17 protein-coding genes are annotated in these 19,398 nt (G+C 34.8%); 10 read left to right on the forward strand and 7 right to left on the reverse strand.

Annotated features, from left to right (window positions below):
* Window positions 1–19: 19 nt before the first annotated feature.
* The 4 genes from PSR14_RS03610 to PSR14_RS03625 all read left to right on the forward strand — a co-directional run bounded on the left by PSR14_RS03610 (window position 20) and on the right by PSR14_RS03625 (window position 3,717).
* A complete protein-coding gene (locus PSR14_RS03610) occupies window positions 20–691 on the forward strand; it encodes a response regulator transcription factor (RefSeq protein ID WP_048558074.1) in 672 nt (223 codons plus the stop codon).
* Window positions 688–1,938: a cell wall metabolism sensor histidine kinase WalK gene (locus PSR14_RS03615; protein WP_098487502.1), complete on the forward strand. Its 1,251-nt coding sequence runs from the start codon at window positions 688–690 to the stop codon at window positions 1,936–1,938. Before PSR14_RS03610 ends, PSR14_RS03615 begins: the two co-directional genes overlap by 4 nt.
* A 209-nt stretch (window positions 1,939–2,147) precedes the next feature.
* Window positions 2,148–2,969: a hypothetical protein gene (locus tag PSR14_RS03620; RefSeq protein WP_000728570.1), complete on the forward strand. Its 822-nt coding sequence runs from the start codon at window positions 2,148–2,150 to the stop codon at window positions 2,967–2,969.
* A gap of 13 nt (window positions 2,970–2,982) precedes the next feature.
* Window positions 2,983–3,717, forward strand: a complete 735-nt coding sequence (locus tag PSR14_RS03625) for a C39 family peptidase (RefSeq protein ID WP_002163756.1) — start codon at window positions 2,983–2,985, stop codon at window positions 3,715–3,717.
* Window positions 3,718–3,761: 44 nt separating this feature from the next.
* Here the strand turns inward: PSR14_RS03625 and PSR14_RS03630 are convergent, their stop codons facing one another.
* On the reverse strand, window positions 3,762–4,295 hold the full coding sequence (locus tag PSR14_RS03630; RefSeq protein ID WP_000719664.1) for a DUF4871 domain-containing protein: 534 nt from the start codon (window positions 4,293–4,295) through the stop codon (window positions 3,762–3,764).
* Between the two features lie 115 nt (window positions 4,296–4,410).
* Complete coding sequence (locus PSR14_RS03635) at window positions 4,411–5,337, reverse strand: DMT family transporter (protein ID WP_098487503.1); 927 nt, start codon at window positions 5,335–5,337, stop codon at window positions 4,411–4,413.
* A 120-nt stretch (window positions 5,338–5,457) separates the two neighbouring features.
* Here PSR14_RS03635 and PSR14_RS03640 point away from each other — a divergent pair, with 120 nt between their 5' ends.
* Window positions 5,458–6,858, forward strand: coding sequence for a PLP-dependent aminotransferase family protein (locus PSR14_RS03640; protein WP_000891902.1), 1,401 nt, complete (start codon window positions 5,458–5,460; stop codon window positions 6,856–6,858).
* A 34-nt stretch (window positions 6,859–6,892) separates the two neighbouring features.
* Here the strand turns inward: PSR14_RS03640 and PSR14_RS03645 are convergent, their stop codons facing one another.
* The 3 genes from PSR14_RS03645 to PSR14_RS03655 form a co-directional block, all read right to left on the reverse strand.
* Entirely contained in the window at window positions 6,893–7,405 is a 513-nt protein-coding gene (locus tag PSR14_RS03645; RefSeq protein ID WP_000351212.1) for a GNAT family N-acetyltransferase, read from the reverse strand.
* Between the two features lie 146 nt (window positions 7,406–7,551).
* Window positions 7,552–9,006, reverse strand: a complete 1,455-nt coding sequence (locus PSR14_RS03650) for a HAMP domain-containing sensor histidine kinase (protein WP_061131294.1) — start codon at window positions 9,004–9,006, stop codon at window positions 7,552–7,554.
* Between the two features lie 65 nt (window positions 9,007–9,071).
* Complete coding sequence (locus tag PSR14_RS03655; protein ID WP_000238954.1) at window positions 9,072–9,743, reverse strand: response regulator transcription factor; 672 nt, start codon at window positions 9,741–9,743, stop codon at window positions 9,072–9,074.
* 329 nt (window positions 9,744–10,072) lie between these two features.
* Between PSR14_RS03655 and PSR14_RS03660 the strand changes: the two genes are divergently transcribed.
* Entirely contained in the window at window positions 10,073–10,195 is a 123-nt protein-coding gene (locus PSR14_RS03660) for a hypothetical protein (protein WP_001068392.1), read from the forward strand.
* Window positions 10,196–10,552: 357 nt separating this feature from the next.
* On the opposite strand, the gene PSR14_RS03665 is transcribed toward PSR14_RS03660, so the two are convergent.
* Complete coding sequence (locus PSR14_RS03665) at window positions 10,553–11,059, reverse strand: GNAT family N-acetyltransferase (protein ID WP_000405875.1); 507 nt, start codon at window positions 11,057–11,059, stop codon at window positions 10,553–10,555.
* A gap of 225 nt (window positions 11,060–11,284) precedes the next feature.
* Entirely contained in the window at window positions 11,285–12,091 is an 807-nt protein-coding gene (gene fdhD / locus PSR14_RS03670) for a formate dehydrogenase accessory sulfurtransferase FdhD (protein WP_000529216.1), read from the reverse strand.
* 300 nt (window positions 12,092–12,391) lie between these two features.
* Here fdhD and fdhF point away from each other — a divergent pair, with 300 nt between their 5' ends.
* The 4 genes from fdhF to ald all read left to right on the forward strand — a co-directional run bounded on the left by fdhF (window position 12,392) and on the right by ald (window position 19,352).
* Window positions 12,392–15,328, forward strand: a complete 2,937-nt coding sequence (fdhF, locus tag PSR14_RS03675) for a formate dehydrogenase subunit alpha (RefSeq protein WP_000840655.1) — start codon at window positions 12,392–12,394, stop codon at window positions 15,326–15,328.
* A 12-nt stretch (window positions 15,329–15,340) separates the two neighbouring features.
* Window positions 15,341–15,823 (forward strand): DUF1641 domain-containing protein, encoded by a 483-nt coding sequence (locus PSR14_RS03680; protein WP_001040528.1) that lies wholly within the window; start codon window positions 15,341–15,343, stop codon window positions 15,821–15,823.
* Window positions 15,824–15,977: 154 nt separating this feature from the next.
* Window positions 15,978–17,849 (forward strand): glycerophosphoryl diester phosphodiesterase membrane domain-containing protein, encoded by a 1,872-nt coding sequence (locus PSR14_RS03685; protein WP_001164743.1) that lies wholly within the window; start codon window positions 15,978–15,980, stop codon window positions 17,847–17,849.
* Window positions 17,850–18,218: 369 nt separating this feature from the next.
* Window positions 18,219–19,352, forward strand: a complete 1,134-nt coding sequence (gene ald / locus PSR14_RS03690; RefSeq protein ID WP_001219742.1) for an alanine dehydrogenase — start codon at window positions 18,219–18,221, stop codon at window positions 19,350–19,352.
* Window positions 19,353–19,398: the final 46 nt, after the last annotated feature.

Below are 19,398 nucleotides of genomic sequence, written 5' to 3' on the forward strand. Positions count from 1 at the left end.
TATGGTGGAAGGTGAGAATATGCGCTTACTCGTAGTAGAAGATAATGCTTCGTTATTAGAGTCTATCGTACAAATTTTGCGTGATGAATTTGAAGTAGATACAGCATTGAATGGAGAAGAGGGGTTATTTCTAGCGTTACAAAATATATATGATGCAATTTTGCTTGATGTGATGATGCCAGAGATGGATGGTTTTGAAGTAATTCAAAGAATACGTGATGAAAAGATTGAAACACCAGTCCTGTTTTTAACAGCGAGAGATTCTTTAGAAGATCGGGTGAAGGGATTGGACTTTGGTGGAGATGACTATATCGTTAAGCCATTTCAGGCCCCTGAATTAAAAGCGAGAATTCGTGCTTTACTACGCAGAAGTGGTAGTTTAACAACAAAGCAGACTATTCGATATAAAGGGATTGAACTGTTCGGAAAAGATAAAGATGTTCAAGTAGATGGACAAAGTATGAAGCTAACATTAAAACAATATGAGCTTCTAGAGTATCTTATTCAAAATAGCGGAAAGATTTTAATGAGGGAACAAATTTTTGATCGTGTTTGGGGATTTGATTCAGATACGACAGTGGCAATTGTAGAAGTGTATGTACATCATTTACGTAAAAAATTAGAGCCATTCGGTTATCAGAAAGATATTCAAACTGTTCGAGGTATTGGATATATATTAAAAGAACAATGAAAAAGGGAAGTATGTTTCAGAAGACGCGTATTCGATTGACTATATTGAATTCATTAGTATTTATCATTTTGATAGGCGTATTAGGTAGTATCATTTATTCTTACACATATAAGCGTATTTATAGTGGAGTAAATGAATCGATAGAAAAAGCCGTTCAACATAGAAAGAATGCAGATGATAAAAAACTACCTAAAAAAATTAGAGGATATCCTCCAATTGGGGATCCAAGGATAATGGAGTTAACTTGGCTTGGAAACACGGTGGAGATAGATATTGAAAACGGCAAACGTCGTTTTATTTTTGAAGACAATTTGGAAAAGTTTTCTCCAAAGAAATTAGGAACTTTGCAAGATGTAGAAGTACAAGGACAATATTTTAGAATATTTTCATTTCAAAAAGATGCAAAAATAGTTCAAATTGCAAGGGATATAACAGCTGAAAAAGAAATGTTACATACTTTATTTTTAATTCTTGTGATAGGTTGTAGCGTAGGAAGTTTATGTGCAATCGGTATCGGCTTTTTCTTAGCTGGCAGGGCACTCGTACCCATTCAAAATTCATGGGAAAAACAGCAGCAATTCGTTTCTGATGCGTCACATGAACTAAGGACACCGCTTGCAGTTATTCAATCAAAAACAGATGTTTTATTCCAGTCACCATCCGCTACGATAGAAGAAAAAGCGATGGATATTTCTACAATTTCAAAAGAATGTAGGCGGTTATCAAAACTCGTTAGTAATTTATTATTGCTAGCACGTTCTGATTCTAATCAAATTGAGATGGATAAGAAAACATTTGAACTCGATAAATTGTTAGAGGAAATAGTAGCTCCATATAAGGAGATTGCTTCTTATCAAGAAAAAGAAATGATACTAAAAGTAGAACGTGGCGTATCTTTTATGGGTGATAGAGAGCGGATTCATCAAATGATGGTCATACTGTTAGATAATGCGATGAAGTATACGAACGAAGGCGGGCAGATTCAAATCAATTGCACGCAAACGAGTAGTTCAATTCGTATACAGGTGAAAGATGACGGGATAGGAGTGAAAGAAGAAGATATTCCGAAATTATTTGATCGTTTTTATCAAGGGGATAAAGCAAGAAGTACGTCAGAAGGAGCTGGATTAGGTCTTTCAATCGCAAATTGGATTGTAGAAAAACATTACGGAAAAATATCAGTAGAGAGCAAATGGGAAGAGGGCACTTGTTTTGAAGTGATTTTCCCTAAACACCAAAGAATATAAGTGAGAAGACGATCTTGTTTTTACAAGGTCGTCTTTTTTTAAGGGAAAGTTAAGAAACTATTTTTAACATGTATTATATACAGAAAAGTTCGCCCTATAAAAAGAAGCGATTATAAAAAGGTATTTGAGTAGATTATATCGATCATAATGTTATTTCGATTATGAATAGGGAATGATGGAAAAGAAAGTGTAAGAGGGAGGAATTAATTTTGAAAAAGAAAATGATGATGGTATTCACTATTGGAGTAATGAGTTTAAGTATATTAGGGGGTGCCTCTCCTTCTGAAACATCAAAAGGAAAGACAGATTACACACAGCGCAGCAAAGAACAATTAAACAATGGAAAGATACATGCTGTGCATACAGAAGAAAAGGCGGAGAATTTAGGGATTGAAACGGCAGGGAAAGAACAAATTACGCTAGAAAAAGAAATCCATGAGACGGAAGTAGGAAGAGAAGCAGAACAGTTAGGAATTTCGATTGAAGGAAAAGATGTTGGAACTCTTTCAGAAGAAATCTATGAAACAAAAGTGAAGCAAGAAGCGTTAAAGCTAGGCATATCAATAGAAAATACATCAATTGTAAATTTGATTACTCAAATTAATACGATTAAAATTAACGATGAAGCGGATAAATTAGGTATTTCGACAAATGGAAAAGAAATAGAGGACATTGCAGAAGAAATCTATGGAACGAAAGTAAGAGAGGAAGCAGGCAAGTTAGGTATTTCACCAAAAGGAAAAGAGATAGAAGTGTTAGCGCAAGAAGTATACGAACAAAAAGTACAGGAAGAAGCAAAAGAATATCATATCGATTTGTATGGGAAAGATATATATCAAGTATTAAGCGAAATTAATGAACAAAAAGTGTTACAAATGGCAGATGAGCTTAATATGGATAAAACGAATAGGAACGTTCAAGAATTAGCAGAAAAAATAAAAAAGGATCAGCCTGAAAAAGGAAAAGAACTAAATTTTGTACCAGTGATTCGAACGGATGCGGACGCGTTTTATTCTTATTTAACGAACTAAAAAGGGCGTGAAAGTGATACGGAAGTTTAAGTGGTATATAGGTATGGCTTTACTCGTTATAGCAGTATGGGGGATCTATACAAATGGAATTACAAAGTATGTGGAGAAATTAACATTCTTCAATATGAAAAGTGGAAAACAAGTAGAGTTTAATCGTGATGAAAAGGTCATTTTATCAAATGTACCTTTCATTCAGCAGTTACCAGAGTTAGATAGAGGCTGTGAAGTGACGAGCTTAGCGATGATGTTACAATACGCAGGTATTACAGTGGATAAGATGAAATTAGCAAACGAAATAAAGAAAGTTGATTTTATGAACGATGGTGTACGTGGGAATCCGAATGAAGGATTTGTAGGAAATATTTATACCTTTTCTGAATCAGGATATGGTGTATATCATGGACCACTTTTTCAATTAGCGAAAAAGTATTTACCTAACAAAGCTGTGGACTTAACAGGGAAGAGTATAGAAGAGCTTTATAAGAGTGTAAAATCAGGACAACCGGTAGTCATGATTACGAATGCAACATTTGCGCCATTAGATAAAGATGAATTTACTACATGGGAAACAAATAGTGGAGATGTTTCTATTACGTATAATGAACATTGTGTAGTACTTATTGGATATGATAAGGAATTTGTATATATTCGAGATCCTCTAAGTGATAGTTTAGATGTAAAAGTACCGAGAGAAAGTTTTGAAAAGGCATGGGTGCAAATGGGGAGTCAGGCGATTAGTTACATATAAGATGGGTAAATAAAAGGAAGGAGGCTGAAACAGCCTCCTTCCTTTTATTTATTTTCTGTGGCATTGATTACAAACTGATCATAATATTTTTCATTCACGTATATATTTAATACCCATAATCCAGATGAAGGTAGTGACATAGTGAGTGGGAGTTCGGTTGTAGTAGAATCAATTGTATTTGAAGTAGTCCAAGTTGGTTTAGAAGTTTCTTGTTGAAAGAGTACGGGTGTTGGGGTTACTGATCCTTGTTTTAGTGCAATAATAGATAGTTTTCCAGTTGGCATTTCAGGATCTAAAAAGTACCACATCATTTCATTTTTTTCATTTGCAATAATAGGGCTATCAGCCATTGCGATTTTTTCTTCGATACCTTTTAAAGGTGTTTTTTCTTGTATGAAGGAGGGTGTTTCTTCCCAATTTACATCTTTTAAAACGCTAAGATGAAAGAAGGAAGGTGCATTAACTTGGGTGGATGACGTGGCGATAGCTTCTTTTTTAGGTGCTTCTGAATCAGGCTGCAATTGCGAGCATCCAGTGATGAGAAAGGAGAAAAGTAGCATAGTTCCAATTTTTTTCATGGTGTCACACTCCTAATTTTTACTGTTAGTGTAATTGTATTTGCCAGAAAGAGGGACAATTCCTTTAAAGTATAAAAAGAGGTCGTAAGTTTTGTACGACCTCTTTTGACATTTTTTATATTTGTTCAGTTGAAAGGGTTGGTTCTCGTTCTTTTTGAGGCATCGTTAAGAAAATAACAGAAAGAACGATACATACCCCGCCTAGTAATTGATACGCTCCAAATGATTCATTTAGCCAAGCGATTGAAACGATAGCTGCTACAAGTGGTTCAATGCTAGATAAAATGCTCGTTTCTGTTGCTGCTAAATATTTCAGACTACCGATATAAAGAAGGAAAGAAAGAGTGCCACTTATAATGATAAGGATAAGCATAGAAAAAGTTTTTGGTGTAAAGGTTTGTGAAAGTTGACTCCATCCAAACGAGCGATTAAAAATAAGCAGGGCAATGCCGCCGATTAGCATCCCCCAGCCAATTACTATGGTTGTTCCGCATTCTTTAATAAGAGAAGCTGGATGGAGGGTATAAAATGCAAATCCAATTGCTGTTAATAGGCCAAAAATAATAGCTTCTTTCGATAAAACAATATTTTCAATTGAACCGTTTGTAATAATAAAGTACGTTCCCGTTAGTGCAGTAATAATTGCGAGTAGTTGCATAGAAGCAGGGAATTTTCTTTGTCCAAATGCGACATAAATGGTAATAAAAACAGGACCTAGAAATTGAAATAATGTCGCTGTGACCGCATTACTAATATGAACTGTTTCGATAAAGGCATATTGCGCACCGAGCATGCCGAGAATAGAGAAAATAATAAGTTGTATAGAATGTCTAGAGTGTTTCCAAATTTGAAATATGTTTTGTTTCTTTATAAGTAAAAAAGATAAAATAAATAATCCCGCAAGCAACAAGCGAATTGTTAAAAAATCAATTGATGATACGTTAGTATGTTGAAATAGCCACTGAATCATCGGACCAGATAATCCCCATAAGGTAGCTCCTGTAATAATCATAATGAGTCCAATCCGTCTACTATTGTTCATAATCATGCATCTCCTCTCGAGTATTTGATTTTTTATGTGTGACATGATAAAAGGAATTATATATAACTTCTGGTACTGTAAAAAGTATCAGATTTTAGTTTTATTAAGGGGTCAGATATTATGTTAGAATTAACGCCTAATTTAAATATGAATAGTAAAAAGGCATTGTACGTGCAATTGTATGAGTATATAAAAAAAGAGATTAAGGATGGAACGATTTCCGCTTTTACAAAATTACCCGCAAAGAGAAAGCTGGCGAGCTATTTACAAGTGAGTAAGAATACAATAGAAGCGGCTTACGAGCAATTACTTGCAGAAGGTTACATTGAGTCGATATCAAGAAAAGGTTATTTTGTATGTAAATTTGAACAAATGATGGATGTAGAAGGAAGCGAAGCGAAAGTAGAAGAAGTATCGTTTCGGGAGGAGAACTATACATTTGATTTCACACAAACAGGGGTTGATACAAAAACTTTTCCGTTCACTATGTACCGCAAGCTTATAAATGATGTATGGCAGCCGCGTAATAATGATTTACTTTTTCTTGGACACCCTCAAGGAGAATTAAGCTTACGAGAGGAAATTGCGAACTATTTGTATGAATCTAGAGGTGTACGTTGTTCAGCTAGTCAAATTGTATTAGGTGCGGGAACACAAATATTAGTGAAGTTACTTTTTCAATTGTTGAAGGGAAGTAATTACGCTGTTGAAAATCCAGGGTACCATAGGAAAATGGTCGTTTTTGAACAGGGAGAAAAGAAGGTTCAAATGTTGTCTTTAGATAGGGACGGCATTTGTATGGCAGATTTAGAAAATAGCACTGCAAATGTTGTATTTGTAACTCCTTCTCATCAGTTTCCATATGGAATGATTATGCCTATTACGAGAAGGACGCAGCTTTTACAATGGGCAAAGAAAGAAGAAGATAGGTATATTATTGAAGATGATTACGATAGTGAATTTCGTTATTCAGGAAAGCCAATTCCGGCACTACAAGGGTTAGATACAGATGGGAAAGTTATTTATATGGGGACGTTATCAAAAGCTTTGTTGCCCTCATTACGGATGAGCTATATAGTATTACCGAAGAATTTAATTAAAAAGTATCAAAAAGAATATTTATTTTATACACAAAGTGTTTCAAGAATGGATCAAGAAGTGATTAGAAAGTTTTTACATGAAGGTTATTGGGAAAAACATATTCATAAAATGCGTGTCGTCTACCGGAAAAAGAGGGATCGACTTGTTTTTGAAATAGAGAAGTATTTCTCTAATCATGTTGAAGTGATAGGAGAAGATTCGGGATTACACATTTTATTAAAAGTACATAATGGAATGCGAGAAGAAGAACTCATTCAAGAAGCTGCAAAATATAGTATTAAAATATATCCTGTTTCTACGTACTATAAAGACGGTACTGCACCTGAAAATGTCGTTTTACTTGGGTTTGCGATCTTATCAGAAGAAGAAATTGCGAAAGCGATTCAACTATTAAATACAGCGTGGTTTAGAAAAAAGTAAAAAAACATCCTCATACATGAGAGGATGTTTTTTATTATTTATTTTCGTCTAAGAATAAGACCATATGCTCTTCGTCCCAATATTGTCCGTTATATTTTAATGAACGTTCTTGTACACCGAATGTTTTAAATCCTAATGATTCATAAAGTTTTTTTGCTCCATCGTTGCCAACAACAACATCAAGCATAACTTGTTCCACCTCTAAAGATTTAGCAAGCTCAAGACATTCTTTAATAAGTGCTTTCCCTGCTCCAAGTCCGCGTGCTTTTGGAGATACATATACAGAACCGATTTTAGCTTTATGTTCTTGTTTTACATATGGTTTCGTTTCCAGTGTTGCAACCCCGATTAATTTTCCATCTTTGAATGCGCCTAGCGTATAGTTTTCATCTTGTGCTAATTTTTGTGCTTTATATTCAATCGCACACTCTTTATTAATAATATCTTCATAAGAAGAGCTGAAAGCTTCAGGGTTTTGCTTTAAACCTTCTACACGAAGTTCTAAGTAAATTTCCGCTTCATCTTTTGTTAATACATGGATATCCAATTATATCACCCTCCAAATCTTTGACAAATGTATCTTTATTTTATATTGAAATAAGAATAATTTCAAAAGCTTAGCTTATATAAGCTGATTTTATGAACAAAATAACACCAGTAGTTTTTACTATTACTGGTGTTTTCACACACATATTATTCAAAAGGTAGCTCAATTATAAAGGTAGTTCCTACCCCTAATTTGCTTGTTACTAGAATGGCACCGTTATGCAATTCCACAATTTCTTTAGCAACAGCTAGCCCGATACCTTTTCCCCCAGTAGCTCTCGTTCTAGATTTATCAACACGATAAAAACGATCGAAAATATGCGGAATATCTTCTTCAGGAATACCTTCACCTTCATCTTGTACACTTATTGTAAAAGAATTTGTTTCTGCGAGTACGCGTATCGTAATAGTAGTGTTTTCTAGTGAGTGTTGATAAGCATTGTGTAATAAATTTAACATAACTTGTTCCATACGTCTTTCGTCTATGCAAACTTCTAAATCATCTTTGCAATATACATGAAGTTGCATTTGTTTATTTGTTAATGTTGTTTTTGTTTTTTCAACCATTCGTTCTAAAAATGGTCTAAGAAGTACTTTTTGTTTTTTTATAACAAACTGGTGTTGTTCTAATTGTACAAGCATAAATAAATCTTGGACGAGGTCAGTTACACTATCTGTTTCATCCTCGATGATTTGCAAGTATTCTTCTCGCTCTTCTTTCGTTAAAGTGTCTCTCTTTGCTACTTTCGCATAACCTTTCATATAGGTCAATGGAGTTAATAGTTCATGGGCGACACTAGCAAGAAATTCATTGCGTTCTTTTTTCATATAAGTTAGTTCACTGGACAAATCTTCAATCGTTTTTGCTAAGCTTCCAAGTTCATCATTCCGTTTAATACCTAATTGAATTGGCTTATTTAATTTTGACATTTTTTCTGTTGCCCTCTTCATTTTTATAAGCGGTTCTGTAATAACACGAGAAAAAACAAAGACAGAAATAGTCGTTAAAATAACAGTCAAAACACTAATGATAAGAAATTGGTTCATGAGTTTAAGTAACATGTTTTCTAAGAAAGATGTTTTTAATAACATATATAACTTTCCTTGAAACTTTGTTGTGTTAAGTGGGCTTACTGTGGTGATGAATTTTGACTTTTTCCAGTTTCTTTCAACGATTAATCCGCTTTCTGGGACAGATTCTGTTTTACAAGTAAGTTGTTTTTGCATTTCTTTTGTTACGGGTTCTGAGGTGGAAATAATTTTGCCGTTATGGTCAGTAATAATAATAGCTATATCGGAGTTAGAAATTGATTCCGATTCAACTAAGTGTGCAGCCGCATTCGCAATATCGAACTCGGGGTACACGGGACGTTTAGGATTTTTATTATGTTCAGTGTGTTGCATTTCTTTATAATATTCATCCCGTCTCTCGCGGTTTTTAATTTTTTTACTATAGCGATTACCTTTTTCTAAAAGAGCGAGTGTTTCCTCTTCAATGCGCATTTTAGAAATACTTTTGTAAAAAGATACGAAAGCAATTGTTTCAATGCATAAAGCTAATATTAAAAAGTATGTCCCGATTTTAAGTGAAAGTTTACTCATTTTCTCACCATACCTTATTCATAATAAAGGGTCAGTGGTATACTAGTTTCCACTGACCGAAGTAATTATTCACTTTTCCATTTATATCCGACCTTATAAACAGTTTCTAAGTAATTTTCAACTGGAAATCCTTTTTTACGTAATTTATCACGGATATTGCGAATATGTGAATCGATTGTTCTATATTCAATGTCTGTTTCATAACCCCAAATTTTTTCGATTAAATCATCTCGGCTATAAGCACGGTTTGTATTTTGTAAAAATAGTCCAAGTAACGAAAATTCGATAGGAGTCAGTGAGATTTTTTCATCATACACTGTGACAGTATGTTTCGTTTTATCCCACTCAATACCATTGAAGCTAACAAATCCATCTTTCTTTGTACGGCGTAATATAGCCTCAATTCGTGCAACTAATACATGCTCATCAAATGGTTTTGTAATATAGTCATCTGCGCCGATCGTAAGGCCTTTTACCATATCGTAATTTTGATTACGAGCTGTTAGCATAATGATTGGAACGTTGGAAATTTGACGGATTTGATAGCAAGTATCCCATCCATCCATATTTGGCATCATTACATCTAACAAAACAATATCGAAGTCTTTTTGTTCTATTAACTTTAGTGCTTCAAGGCCAGAGGTAGCTTTCATACAAAAATAGCCACGAGGACTTAAGAACAGATCTAATAATCGTAACATACGTTCTTCATCGTCTACTAATAAAATTTTCACCATAATCTTGTGCACCCCAAACTGTTCATTCTACTTGTATAGTTTACATGAAAATGATAAAAAACTCTTTTTATGTGATTGAGTGGAAGAGTGATTTCTCGCTCAGAGTAATTGACATAAAAAATGCACTAGTTTTGCACAACTATTTTTTATAATAGAAAACGTAGCGACACAAAATACCCTATGTTGCGACATAACGTCATGTCATTTTATTTATAAAATGACAATTCCATTCTATTGTGTATGTGAGATAGAGAGGGTTTTCGTATTCACCTCGCATCGGATAAGAAAAATTTCCTATCTCACACTTTTTTTAAAAGGAGATCATACACATGAATCCAAAAGAAGAAATTTCAAAAAAAGAAAAGCAAGATCGTAATACGGTTGTCATGTGCGTTGCCGTATCTATGGTTATTATTATAAGTTGTGTAAATAAAATTTTGGGGATTTTATAATATAAAAAAAGCTTATTGCTTCTTAAGAAGCAATAAGCTTTTTTCGTTGTTAGGGGGAGTATTTTTATATAATAAACCAAGGTAAAATTGCTAATCCAGAAGTTACAATTGCTGTAGTAAATATTAAAAGCATAGCTCGTTTGTTTTGTTTCATGTCACATTCTCCTCTACATATCAAGTACATGCGATCAGCGTGGGATGTAGTTCCCCACTGAGTAAAGTTTCACTTTATATTTTTAGTATAATGAATGGAAAGGTTTGGTACGATCGATAAAGGTGACATGAAGATTACATTGTTGTAATGAAAAAAGCATCTTTCTTAATAAAAAGATGCTTTTGGAAAACTAGATTGAAGTATTAATCATTTAAGAATAGAACCATATGTTCTTCGTCCCAATATTGACCGTTATGTTTTAATGAACGCTCTTGTACGCCGTAAGTTTGGAAACCTAATGACTCATATAATTTTTTTGCTGCATCGTTACCAACTACAACATCGAGCATAAGTTGTTCTACATGTAATTTATCAGCATTTTCAATAATTGCTTTAATAAGAGCTCGTCCTGCTCCAAGGCCACGTGCTTTAGGGGAAACAAAAACGGAACCGATTTTTGCTTTATGTTCTTGTTTAATGAAAGGCTTTGTTTCTAAAGTAGCAATGCCGATTAAATCGTTATCTTTGAAGACACCTAGAGTATACTTATCCGGATTGCTTAATCGTTTTGCCATAGCAGCTACAGGATCCTCATGTTTAAGAACATCTTCATAAGAAGAGCTAAAAGCTTCCGGGTTCTTCGTTAAACCTTCCATACAAACTTTTAAATATATTTCTGCGTCCTCTGTCGTTAATAAGCGAATTTCCATCGTTGTAACCTCCTTGGTCGATTTCAAATAAAGTGAACCTTTTATAAGATTGTGTATGTGTTTTGTGAGCAGTCTCTTTTAATTTGTAAAAGAATGAAAAGATATATGCTACAATGTTTTGTTTTTTAATATGTAATGAAATTATATATTAACTTTATTAACTATTCAAGTGTTTAATATATTACATTTTTACAACTAAAATAACTCCTCGATTGAGGAGTTATTTTAGTTATTCGATTGATAACCATCAATTCGATGTGGATGCGTGTAAATATTACAAGAGTCATTTCTAATAAATCCTACGACTGTAATGCCTAAATCGTGAGCGAGTTGCAATGCTAGTTTTGTTGGAGCGGATTTAGATAGAACAATTTCACATCCGATTTTTGAAACTTTGAGTAAAATTTCGGATGAAATACGCCCGCTAAATGCAATGATTTTTCCTTTAACAGATATATTGTTGCGTAAACAATGTCCATATATTTTATCTAATGCATTATGTCTTCCAATATCCATTCTTGATAGGAGGATATTGTTTCGATCACATAGCGCGGTATTGTGAACACCGCCGGTTTGGCGAAAGGTAGTAGAAGATTGTTGTAAAGTATTCATTAAGTAAAAGCATTCTTCAGGAGTAATTTTTACATGTATATCATGTAAATCTTTTGCTTTTGCTGCATCGTTAGCGAAAATAAAACCTTGTCTACCTTTTCCGCAGCAGGAAGTGATGTATCGTTTATTATATAAATTTTGATAGAGCGGATTTATTTTTGATGATGTTACATGGACAATTCCATTATCTTTTTGAACCCATAGTTCTTCAATATCTTTATAGGAAGAAATAATCCCCTCAGAAATTAAAAAACCAATTACCATATCTTCAATATAATTTGGTGTACATACGACTGTTACATATTCTTCACCATTCAATTTAATAGTAATAGGAGATTCTGTAACAATCTCATCAGTTTGTTTTGAAAATGTACCAGAGTGATAGCGTACAATTGTATAACTCTCTTGCGTAGGTCCCATATGAAATTCCCCTTTTATATGTATTTTCTCCCACATTCATCATAAAACATTGAAAAAATAAAAACATCTATTAGAAGGAAGGTATCAGATTATTTTGGTTATTATTGTATATATACGATATAATAGAAATGTAGAATAGTGAAATTTTCAAGCTTTCGTAGTGATACCTTATAAACATCTAGAATCGACTTCATAAGAAAAGTATTTAGGCAGGGCGTTTCAAAAATATGTACAGTAATTCACTTGTGAAAACGGATTCACAAGTGTGTTGTACAGTTGGTTGTAAGGAGAGGGGAAACTATGGCAGAACAGACAGTCCGTGTAACCGTAGATGGTAAAGAATTTTCAGCATCAGGTGAAAAGACGATACTACAATTATTTAACGAGAGTAATTTGGAACATCCTCAAATTTGTCATGTACCAGAAGTAGATCCAATTCAAACTTGTGATACGTGTATTGTAGAAGTAGATGGGAAGTTAATGCGTGCTTGTTCAACGCAAATAGAGAATGGTATGCATATTGAAAGACAGTCACAGCGTGCGAAAGAGGCGCAGACTGAGGCGATGGATCGAATATTAGAGAATCATTTATTGTATTGTACCGTATGTGATAACAATAACGGTAATTGTAAGGTTCATAATACAGTACATATGATGGGAATTGAAGAACAGAAATATCCGTATGAGCCGAAAGTAAGTGCTTGTGAAGTGGATATGTCACATCCGTTTTATCGGTATGATCCAAATCAATGTATTGCTTGTGGACAGTGTGTAGAAGTATGTCAAAACCTACAGGTTAATGAAACGATATCGATAGACTGGAGCTTAGATCGTCCGCGTGTTATATGGGATCATGGTGTAAGTATAAATGACTCATCTTGTGTAAGTTGTGGGCAGTGTGTAACAGTATGTCCATGTAATGCGTTAATGGAAAAATCAATGTTAGGTGAAGCTGGATTCATGACAGGGTTAAAACCAGATGTGTTAGATCCGATGATTGATTTTGTAAAGGATGTAGAGCCTGGATATAGTAGTATTTTAGCGGTTTCAGAAGTAGAGGCTGCGATGCGTAAGACGAAAGTGAATAAAACAAAAACAGTTTGTACATTTTGTGGTGTCGGTTGTTCATTCGAAGTATGGACGAAAGATCGCCATATATTAAAAGTGCAACCTGTTTCTGATGCACCGGTTAATGGCATTTCCACATGTGTAAAAGGTAAATTTGGATGGGACTTTGTAAATAGTGAAGATCGAATTACGAAGCCATTAATTCGCCAAGGAGATATGTTTGTTGAAGCTTCATGGGAAGAAGCGTTAGAAGTTGTTGCTTCTAACATGCAACATATTAAATCAGAATACGGCAGCGATGCATTTGGATTTATTTCTTCTTCGAAAGTAACGAATGAAGAAAATTATCTTATGCAAAAACTAGCTCGTCAAATATATGGAACAAATAATGTAGATAACTGCTCGCGTTATTGCCAATCTCCAGCAACAGATGGTTTATTTAAAACCGTCGGTATGGGCGGCGATGCTGGAACAGTGAAAGATATAGCTGAAGCAGGCCTTGTCATTATCGTTGGTGCGAATCCAACAGAAGGACATCCAGTACTCGCGACGCGTGTAAAACGTGCTCATAAATTACACGAGCAAAAACTGATTGTAGCAGATCTTCGTAAACATGAAATGGCAGAGCGTGCGGATTTATTTATTCATCCGCGTCAAGGTACAGATTACGTATGGCTTGCTGGTATTACGAAATATATTATTGATCAAGATTGGCATGATAAAAAGTTCATAGCTGAAAATGTGAAGAACTTTGATGAATATAGCACAATGTTAGAAAAGTATACGCTTGATTATACAGAAGAAATTACGGGAATTTCGAAAGAAAACCTGAAAGAAATGGCTCGTATGGTATATGAAGCAGATGGAACTTGTATACTTTGGGGAATGGGTGTAACGCAAAATACAGGAGGAAGTACAACATCTGCTGCCATTTCCAATTTACTGCTTGTTACGGGGAACTATCGTCGTCCTGGTGCAGGCGCATATCCATTACGAGGTCATAATAATGTACAAGGTGCTTGTGATATGGCGACATTACCAAACTGGCTTCCAGGTTATCAAGCAGTATCGGATGATACGCTTCGTGCTAAGTTTGAAAAAGCATACGGCACAACGATTCCGAAAGCACCAGGATTAAATAATATCGCAATGTTACTTGCGGCAGAAGAAGGAAAACTACGTGGTATGTATGTCATGGGGGAAGAAATGGCTTTAGTCGATTCCAATGCGAACCATGTGCAACATATTTTAGCGAATTTAGACTTCCTCGTTGTTCAAGATATGTTCTTATCAAAAACAGCTCGTTTTGCTGATGTTATTTTACCAGCGGCACCAAGCTTAGAAAAAGAAGGAACGTTTACGAATACAGAGCGACGTATTCAAAGATTATATGAAGTATTAAAACCACTAGGTGATTCAAAACCAGATTGGTGGATTTTACAAAAAGTTGCTCGTGCACTCGGCGGGGATTGGAATTACGAAAGTCCAAGTGAAATTATGGACGAAATCGCATCGCTTGCACCGTTATACTCTCAAGCAACGTACGATCGTCTAGAAGGATGGAATAGTTTATGTTGGGGTAGTCATGATGGTAGTGATACACCGCTATTATATGTAGACGGATTTAACTTCCCAGATAAACTAGCTCGTTTATCATTAGATGAATGGATACCACCAGTTGTAGCGCCAGATGAGTATGATTTACTTTTAAATAATGGACGTATGCTAGAACATTTCCATGAAGGGAATATGACGAATAAGTCGGCTGGTATTTTATCTAAAGTATCTGAAGTGTTCGTTGAAATTTCACCTGAACTTGCTATAGAGCGCAATGTGAAAGATGGTGGTCTTGTAGAATTAGCATCACCATTTGGCAAAATTAAAGTACAAGCGCTTATTACTGAGCGTGTAACGGGGAAAGAGCTATACTTACCGATGCATGCAACGATAAATGAAGAAGCGATCAATATTTTAACTGGGACGGCAACAGACCTTTATACGTGTACACCGGCGTACAAACAAACGATGGTGAAAATGCGTGTATTACGTGAAAAAGGAAATCGTCCGTTACCATCTTCAAACCCGCGAGATAAAAAGCGTAATCCGCAAAATGGTGTTGAAATCGAGCAAAAATGGCAAAGAAAACAATACGTATCACTCGTGGACTAGGGGGCGGAGATAGTGGCGAAAGAGATTACTTTAATTAAAAAGAAAGTTGTAACAGAGGAAGAACAGAAACAGCAAGTAGCAGATGAACTTCTAAATGAGCTATCTAATAATCGTGAAGCAGTAGAAGAAACGATGCAGCTGTTAGCGCAGTTACAGAAGGCTGGAATATTAGATGCGGCGATTAGTTTACTTGCTGCTAAGGAAGATGTTTCAAAAATCGCTGTGGAGCAATTAAATCGTGAACCAGTTAAAAATGCACTTAACAACATGATGGGGGCGGGGGAAGCACTGTCCTCAGTTGACCCAGAAGTAACAAAGCAAATCACATCGAGTTTAGTCACTGGATTGCAATTTGCAACAGATGAATTAAAGAGTGGTAAAAAAACAAAAGTGATGGACTTCTTTAAAGTGTTAAAAGATCCAGATATCAATAGAGCCATCACATTCGGATTTAGCTTCTTGAAAGCATTTGGACAAGGGTTAGAGAAAAAATAGAGTAAGTGAAAAGTGATGGGAAGTAGCCATCACTTTTTTCATTGTATGTATAAGAGTGTTCATGTTAAGCGGAATATATTATTATTAAAGGGATGGGTTAGAAATGGAAATGTGGAATCCATCTCAAATATCGTTTTAGAATGTGGAGGAATATATGCAACACCGTAAAAGACTATCTATACCAGGAGTAATGAGACATTCCTTTCAAACTGTTAGATTTGCCTTTTGGAATGTGTTAACATTCCAACTTGCTTATAAATTGTTAGCAGCGATTGTGTTTATCCCGCTTTTCGGTATTATTTTCAATAAGTTGTTGTACTTTGGTGGGTATGCAAACGCAACAAATGATGAGTTATTAGCATTTTTGAAAACACCATACGGGATTTTGGCGATCGTAATTTTATCTATATTGGCATTGTTCCTGATCTTTACAGAGTTTGCAGTACTTATTATCATTTCGTACTTCGCTCATAAAAGGCAGAAGGTGAGATTACGTCCGATTTTATATAAAACAGTAACGTATTTACCTTCTCTGTTTACATATTGCTTACCTGGCTTTGTTTTGTATGCAGTTGTACTATTACCACTATTAAGTATGGGATATAAATCTGCATTGATTCCTGAAATTCAAATTCCTAATTTTATTACAGGTGAACTATTTAAGACAACAATGGGGCAAGTTGGATATTATACTTTCTTTGCTGTAGTTGCCTATTTGAACCTTCGTTGGATTTTTGTTTTACCTATTATCGTTTTAGAGGAGAAGCCGTTCCGTACGGCAGCACGCAAAAGCGCAAACTTAGTAAAAGAAAGCTTCTTTAAAGTTTTGTTCTTTTTAGTAGGTTTTTTCATATCTGTAGGAATTGTTTTTCTTTTATGTGTAGGAGTTTATTTACTTTGTCTGTGGGGAGTATATGAATTTACAAACCCAGAAGGGACATTTGCACTACTAGCAGAGTCAACTATTTCAGTTTTCCTAACAAGTACATTGTATCTATTTAGCTTTATTATGACACCGTTCTATATTATGGCGTTAACAAGATTGTATTTACAAAAGGTTCCAGTCGAAGATGTTTTATTAGAAGAAGGATTAGATTATTCAAAGACGAAGGCAGATAAATGTTTCTTCCAAAAACATCGTTGGAAATTTATTGGTGTATATATTGTAGGAATTATTACGGCGGGAATGGTTGTTGCTTTCATTGTGACCTTTATTACAAACACATATAAAGAACCGATTATTATGGCTCATCGCGGTTATATTTCAAAAGGTGTAGAAAATACGAAAGAAGCTGTGCAGGGAGCTATTGATGCGAAAGCAGACTACGCTGAAATAGATGTATTACAAACAAAAGACGGTGAACTAGCAGTTATACATGATTTGAAGTTGAAACGTCTTGCCAATGCTAACGTTCATGTTTCGGATTTAACGATGGAAGAGTTAAGGCAGCTTACCCTTAGTCAAGATGGTTTTTCAGGACAAATCAGTACGCTGGATGAAATCATTAAGTTGGCAAAGGGTAAAATCAAACTCAATATTGAAGTGAAGCTTCATGGGGGCGAAAAAGACTTTGTAAACAAAGTATTAAAAACGATTAAAGATAATGAATTTGAGAAGCAATGTGTTATTCAAACGTTACATTATCCGCTTATAAAAGAGTTTAAGCGTGCAAATCCAAATATAAAAGTAGGATATATATTATATGCAAGTAGAGCTCACTTAAAGAATGTAAAGGCTGATTTTTATGTAGCGGAAGAATACATGTTAAATAAGAAATTAGTAAAAGAAGCAAGGAAGTTAAATAAACCAATTTACGTATGGACGGTAAATGATATGGAAAGTTTAAAGGGATATTATAAATTGAACGTAGATGGTATCATTACCGATTATCCTGAATCGGCACGTGAAACAATTAAGATGTTAAAAGAGCAAGAAGAGGAAGAAAGTGATCTGTTTGATAAAATTACGGAAACAACAGATGATTTATTTTCCAAGTTATTTATAAGTTATCCAGCTGCTAGTTAAATGCTAGCAGCTGTTTTTTTAGGGAAAGAATATATCTCTAAAGTATTGTTTAAACTTATAACTGTATATGTATACGGCATCATTGGTATTTCTTACATTGTTACATTATTGTCGAATAATAAATGATTGCTGCTTATTTTAAAGGAGTATAATAAAAATAGAGTGATAGATAATGAGATGGAACAACGAGGCTAATAGAATCAATGTTTTATATATTTGCACTATTCTAAATATATAAACTTTAAAAATATGGTATGTTAGCGTTTTCATAACTTTTAAGTTATGCTAGAATAAGGACATAAGTTATTAATTATTACAAAAAGAAAAAAGACTTTCTTTTTTCTGTTAATTATAAGGGGGCATTTCATTATGCGTATTGGGGTACCAGCAGAAATTAAAAACAACGAAAACCGTGTGGCAATGACACCAGCAGGTGTTGTACATTTAATTCGTAACAATCACGAAGTATTCATTCAAAAGGGTGCAGGTTTAGGATCTGGTTTCACAGATGCTCAGTATGTTGAAGCGGGAGCGAAAATTGTTGATACAGCTGAAGAAGCTTGGAACATGGAAATGGTTATGAAAGTTAAGGAACCAATTGAAAGCGAATACAAACACTTCAGCGAAGGTTTAATTTTATTCACATACTTACACTTAGCTCCAGAACCAGAATTAACAAAAGCATTAATCGAAAAGAAAGTTGTTTCTATTGCATATGAAACAGTACAATTAGAAAACCGTTCTCTACCATTACTTGCACCTATGAGTGAAGTAGCTGGTCGTATGGCTGCACAAATTGGTGCACAATTCCTTGAGAAGAACAAAGGCGGTAAAGGAATTTTACTTGCAGGTGTTCCAGGGGTTAAACGTGGTAAAGTAACAATCATCGGTGGTGGACAAGCTGGTACAAATGCTGCTAAAATTGCAGTTGGACTAGGTGCGGATGTAACAATCATCGACTTAAGTGCAGAACGTCTTCGTCAATTAGATGACATTTTCGGAAACCAAGTAAAAACTTTAATGTCTAATCCGTACAATATTGCAGAAGCTGTAAAAGAGTCTGATCTTGTAATCGGTGCAGTATTAATCCCAGGTGCAAAAGCGCCAAAACTTGTAACAGAAGAAATGATTAAATCAATGGAACCAGGTTCTGTTGTTGTAGATATCGCGATTGACCAAGGTGGTATTTTCGAAACAACTGACCGTATTACAACTCATGATAACCCAACTTACGAAAAACACGGCGTTGTTCATTATGCAGTTGCAAACATGCCAGGTGCGGTTCCACGTACATCAACTCTTGCATTAACAAACGTAACAGTACCATACGCAGTACAAATTGCTAACAAAGGCTACAAAGAAGCTTGCTTAGGCAACTCTGCATTACTAAAAGGTATTAACACATTAGATGGCTATGTAACATTCGAAGCAGTTGCAGAAGCTCACGGTGTAGAGTACAAAGGTGCTAAAGAATTATTAGAAGCAGAAACAGTATCTTGCTAATACAAGCATTATACAAAACAAAATCGAACAATATATAAACCAACAT

Origin of the sequence: Bacillus sp. A01H, from assembly GCF_045277205.1 — a bacterium.
Lineage (GTDB): Bacteria > Bacillota > Bacilli > Bacillales > Bacillaceae_G > Bacillus_A > Bacillus_A paranthracis.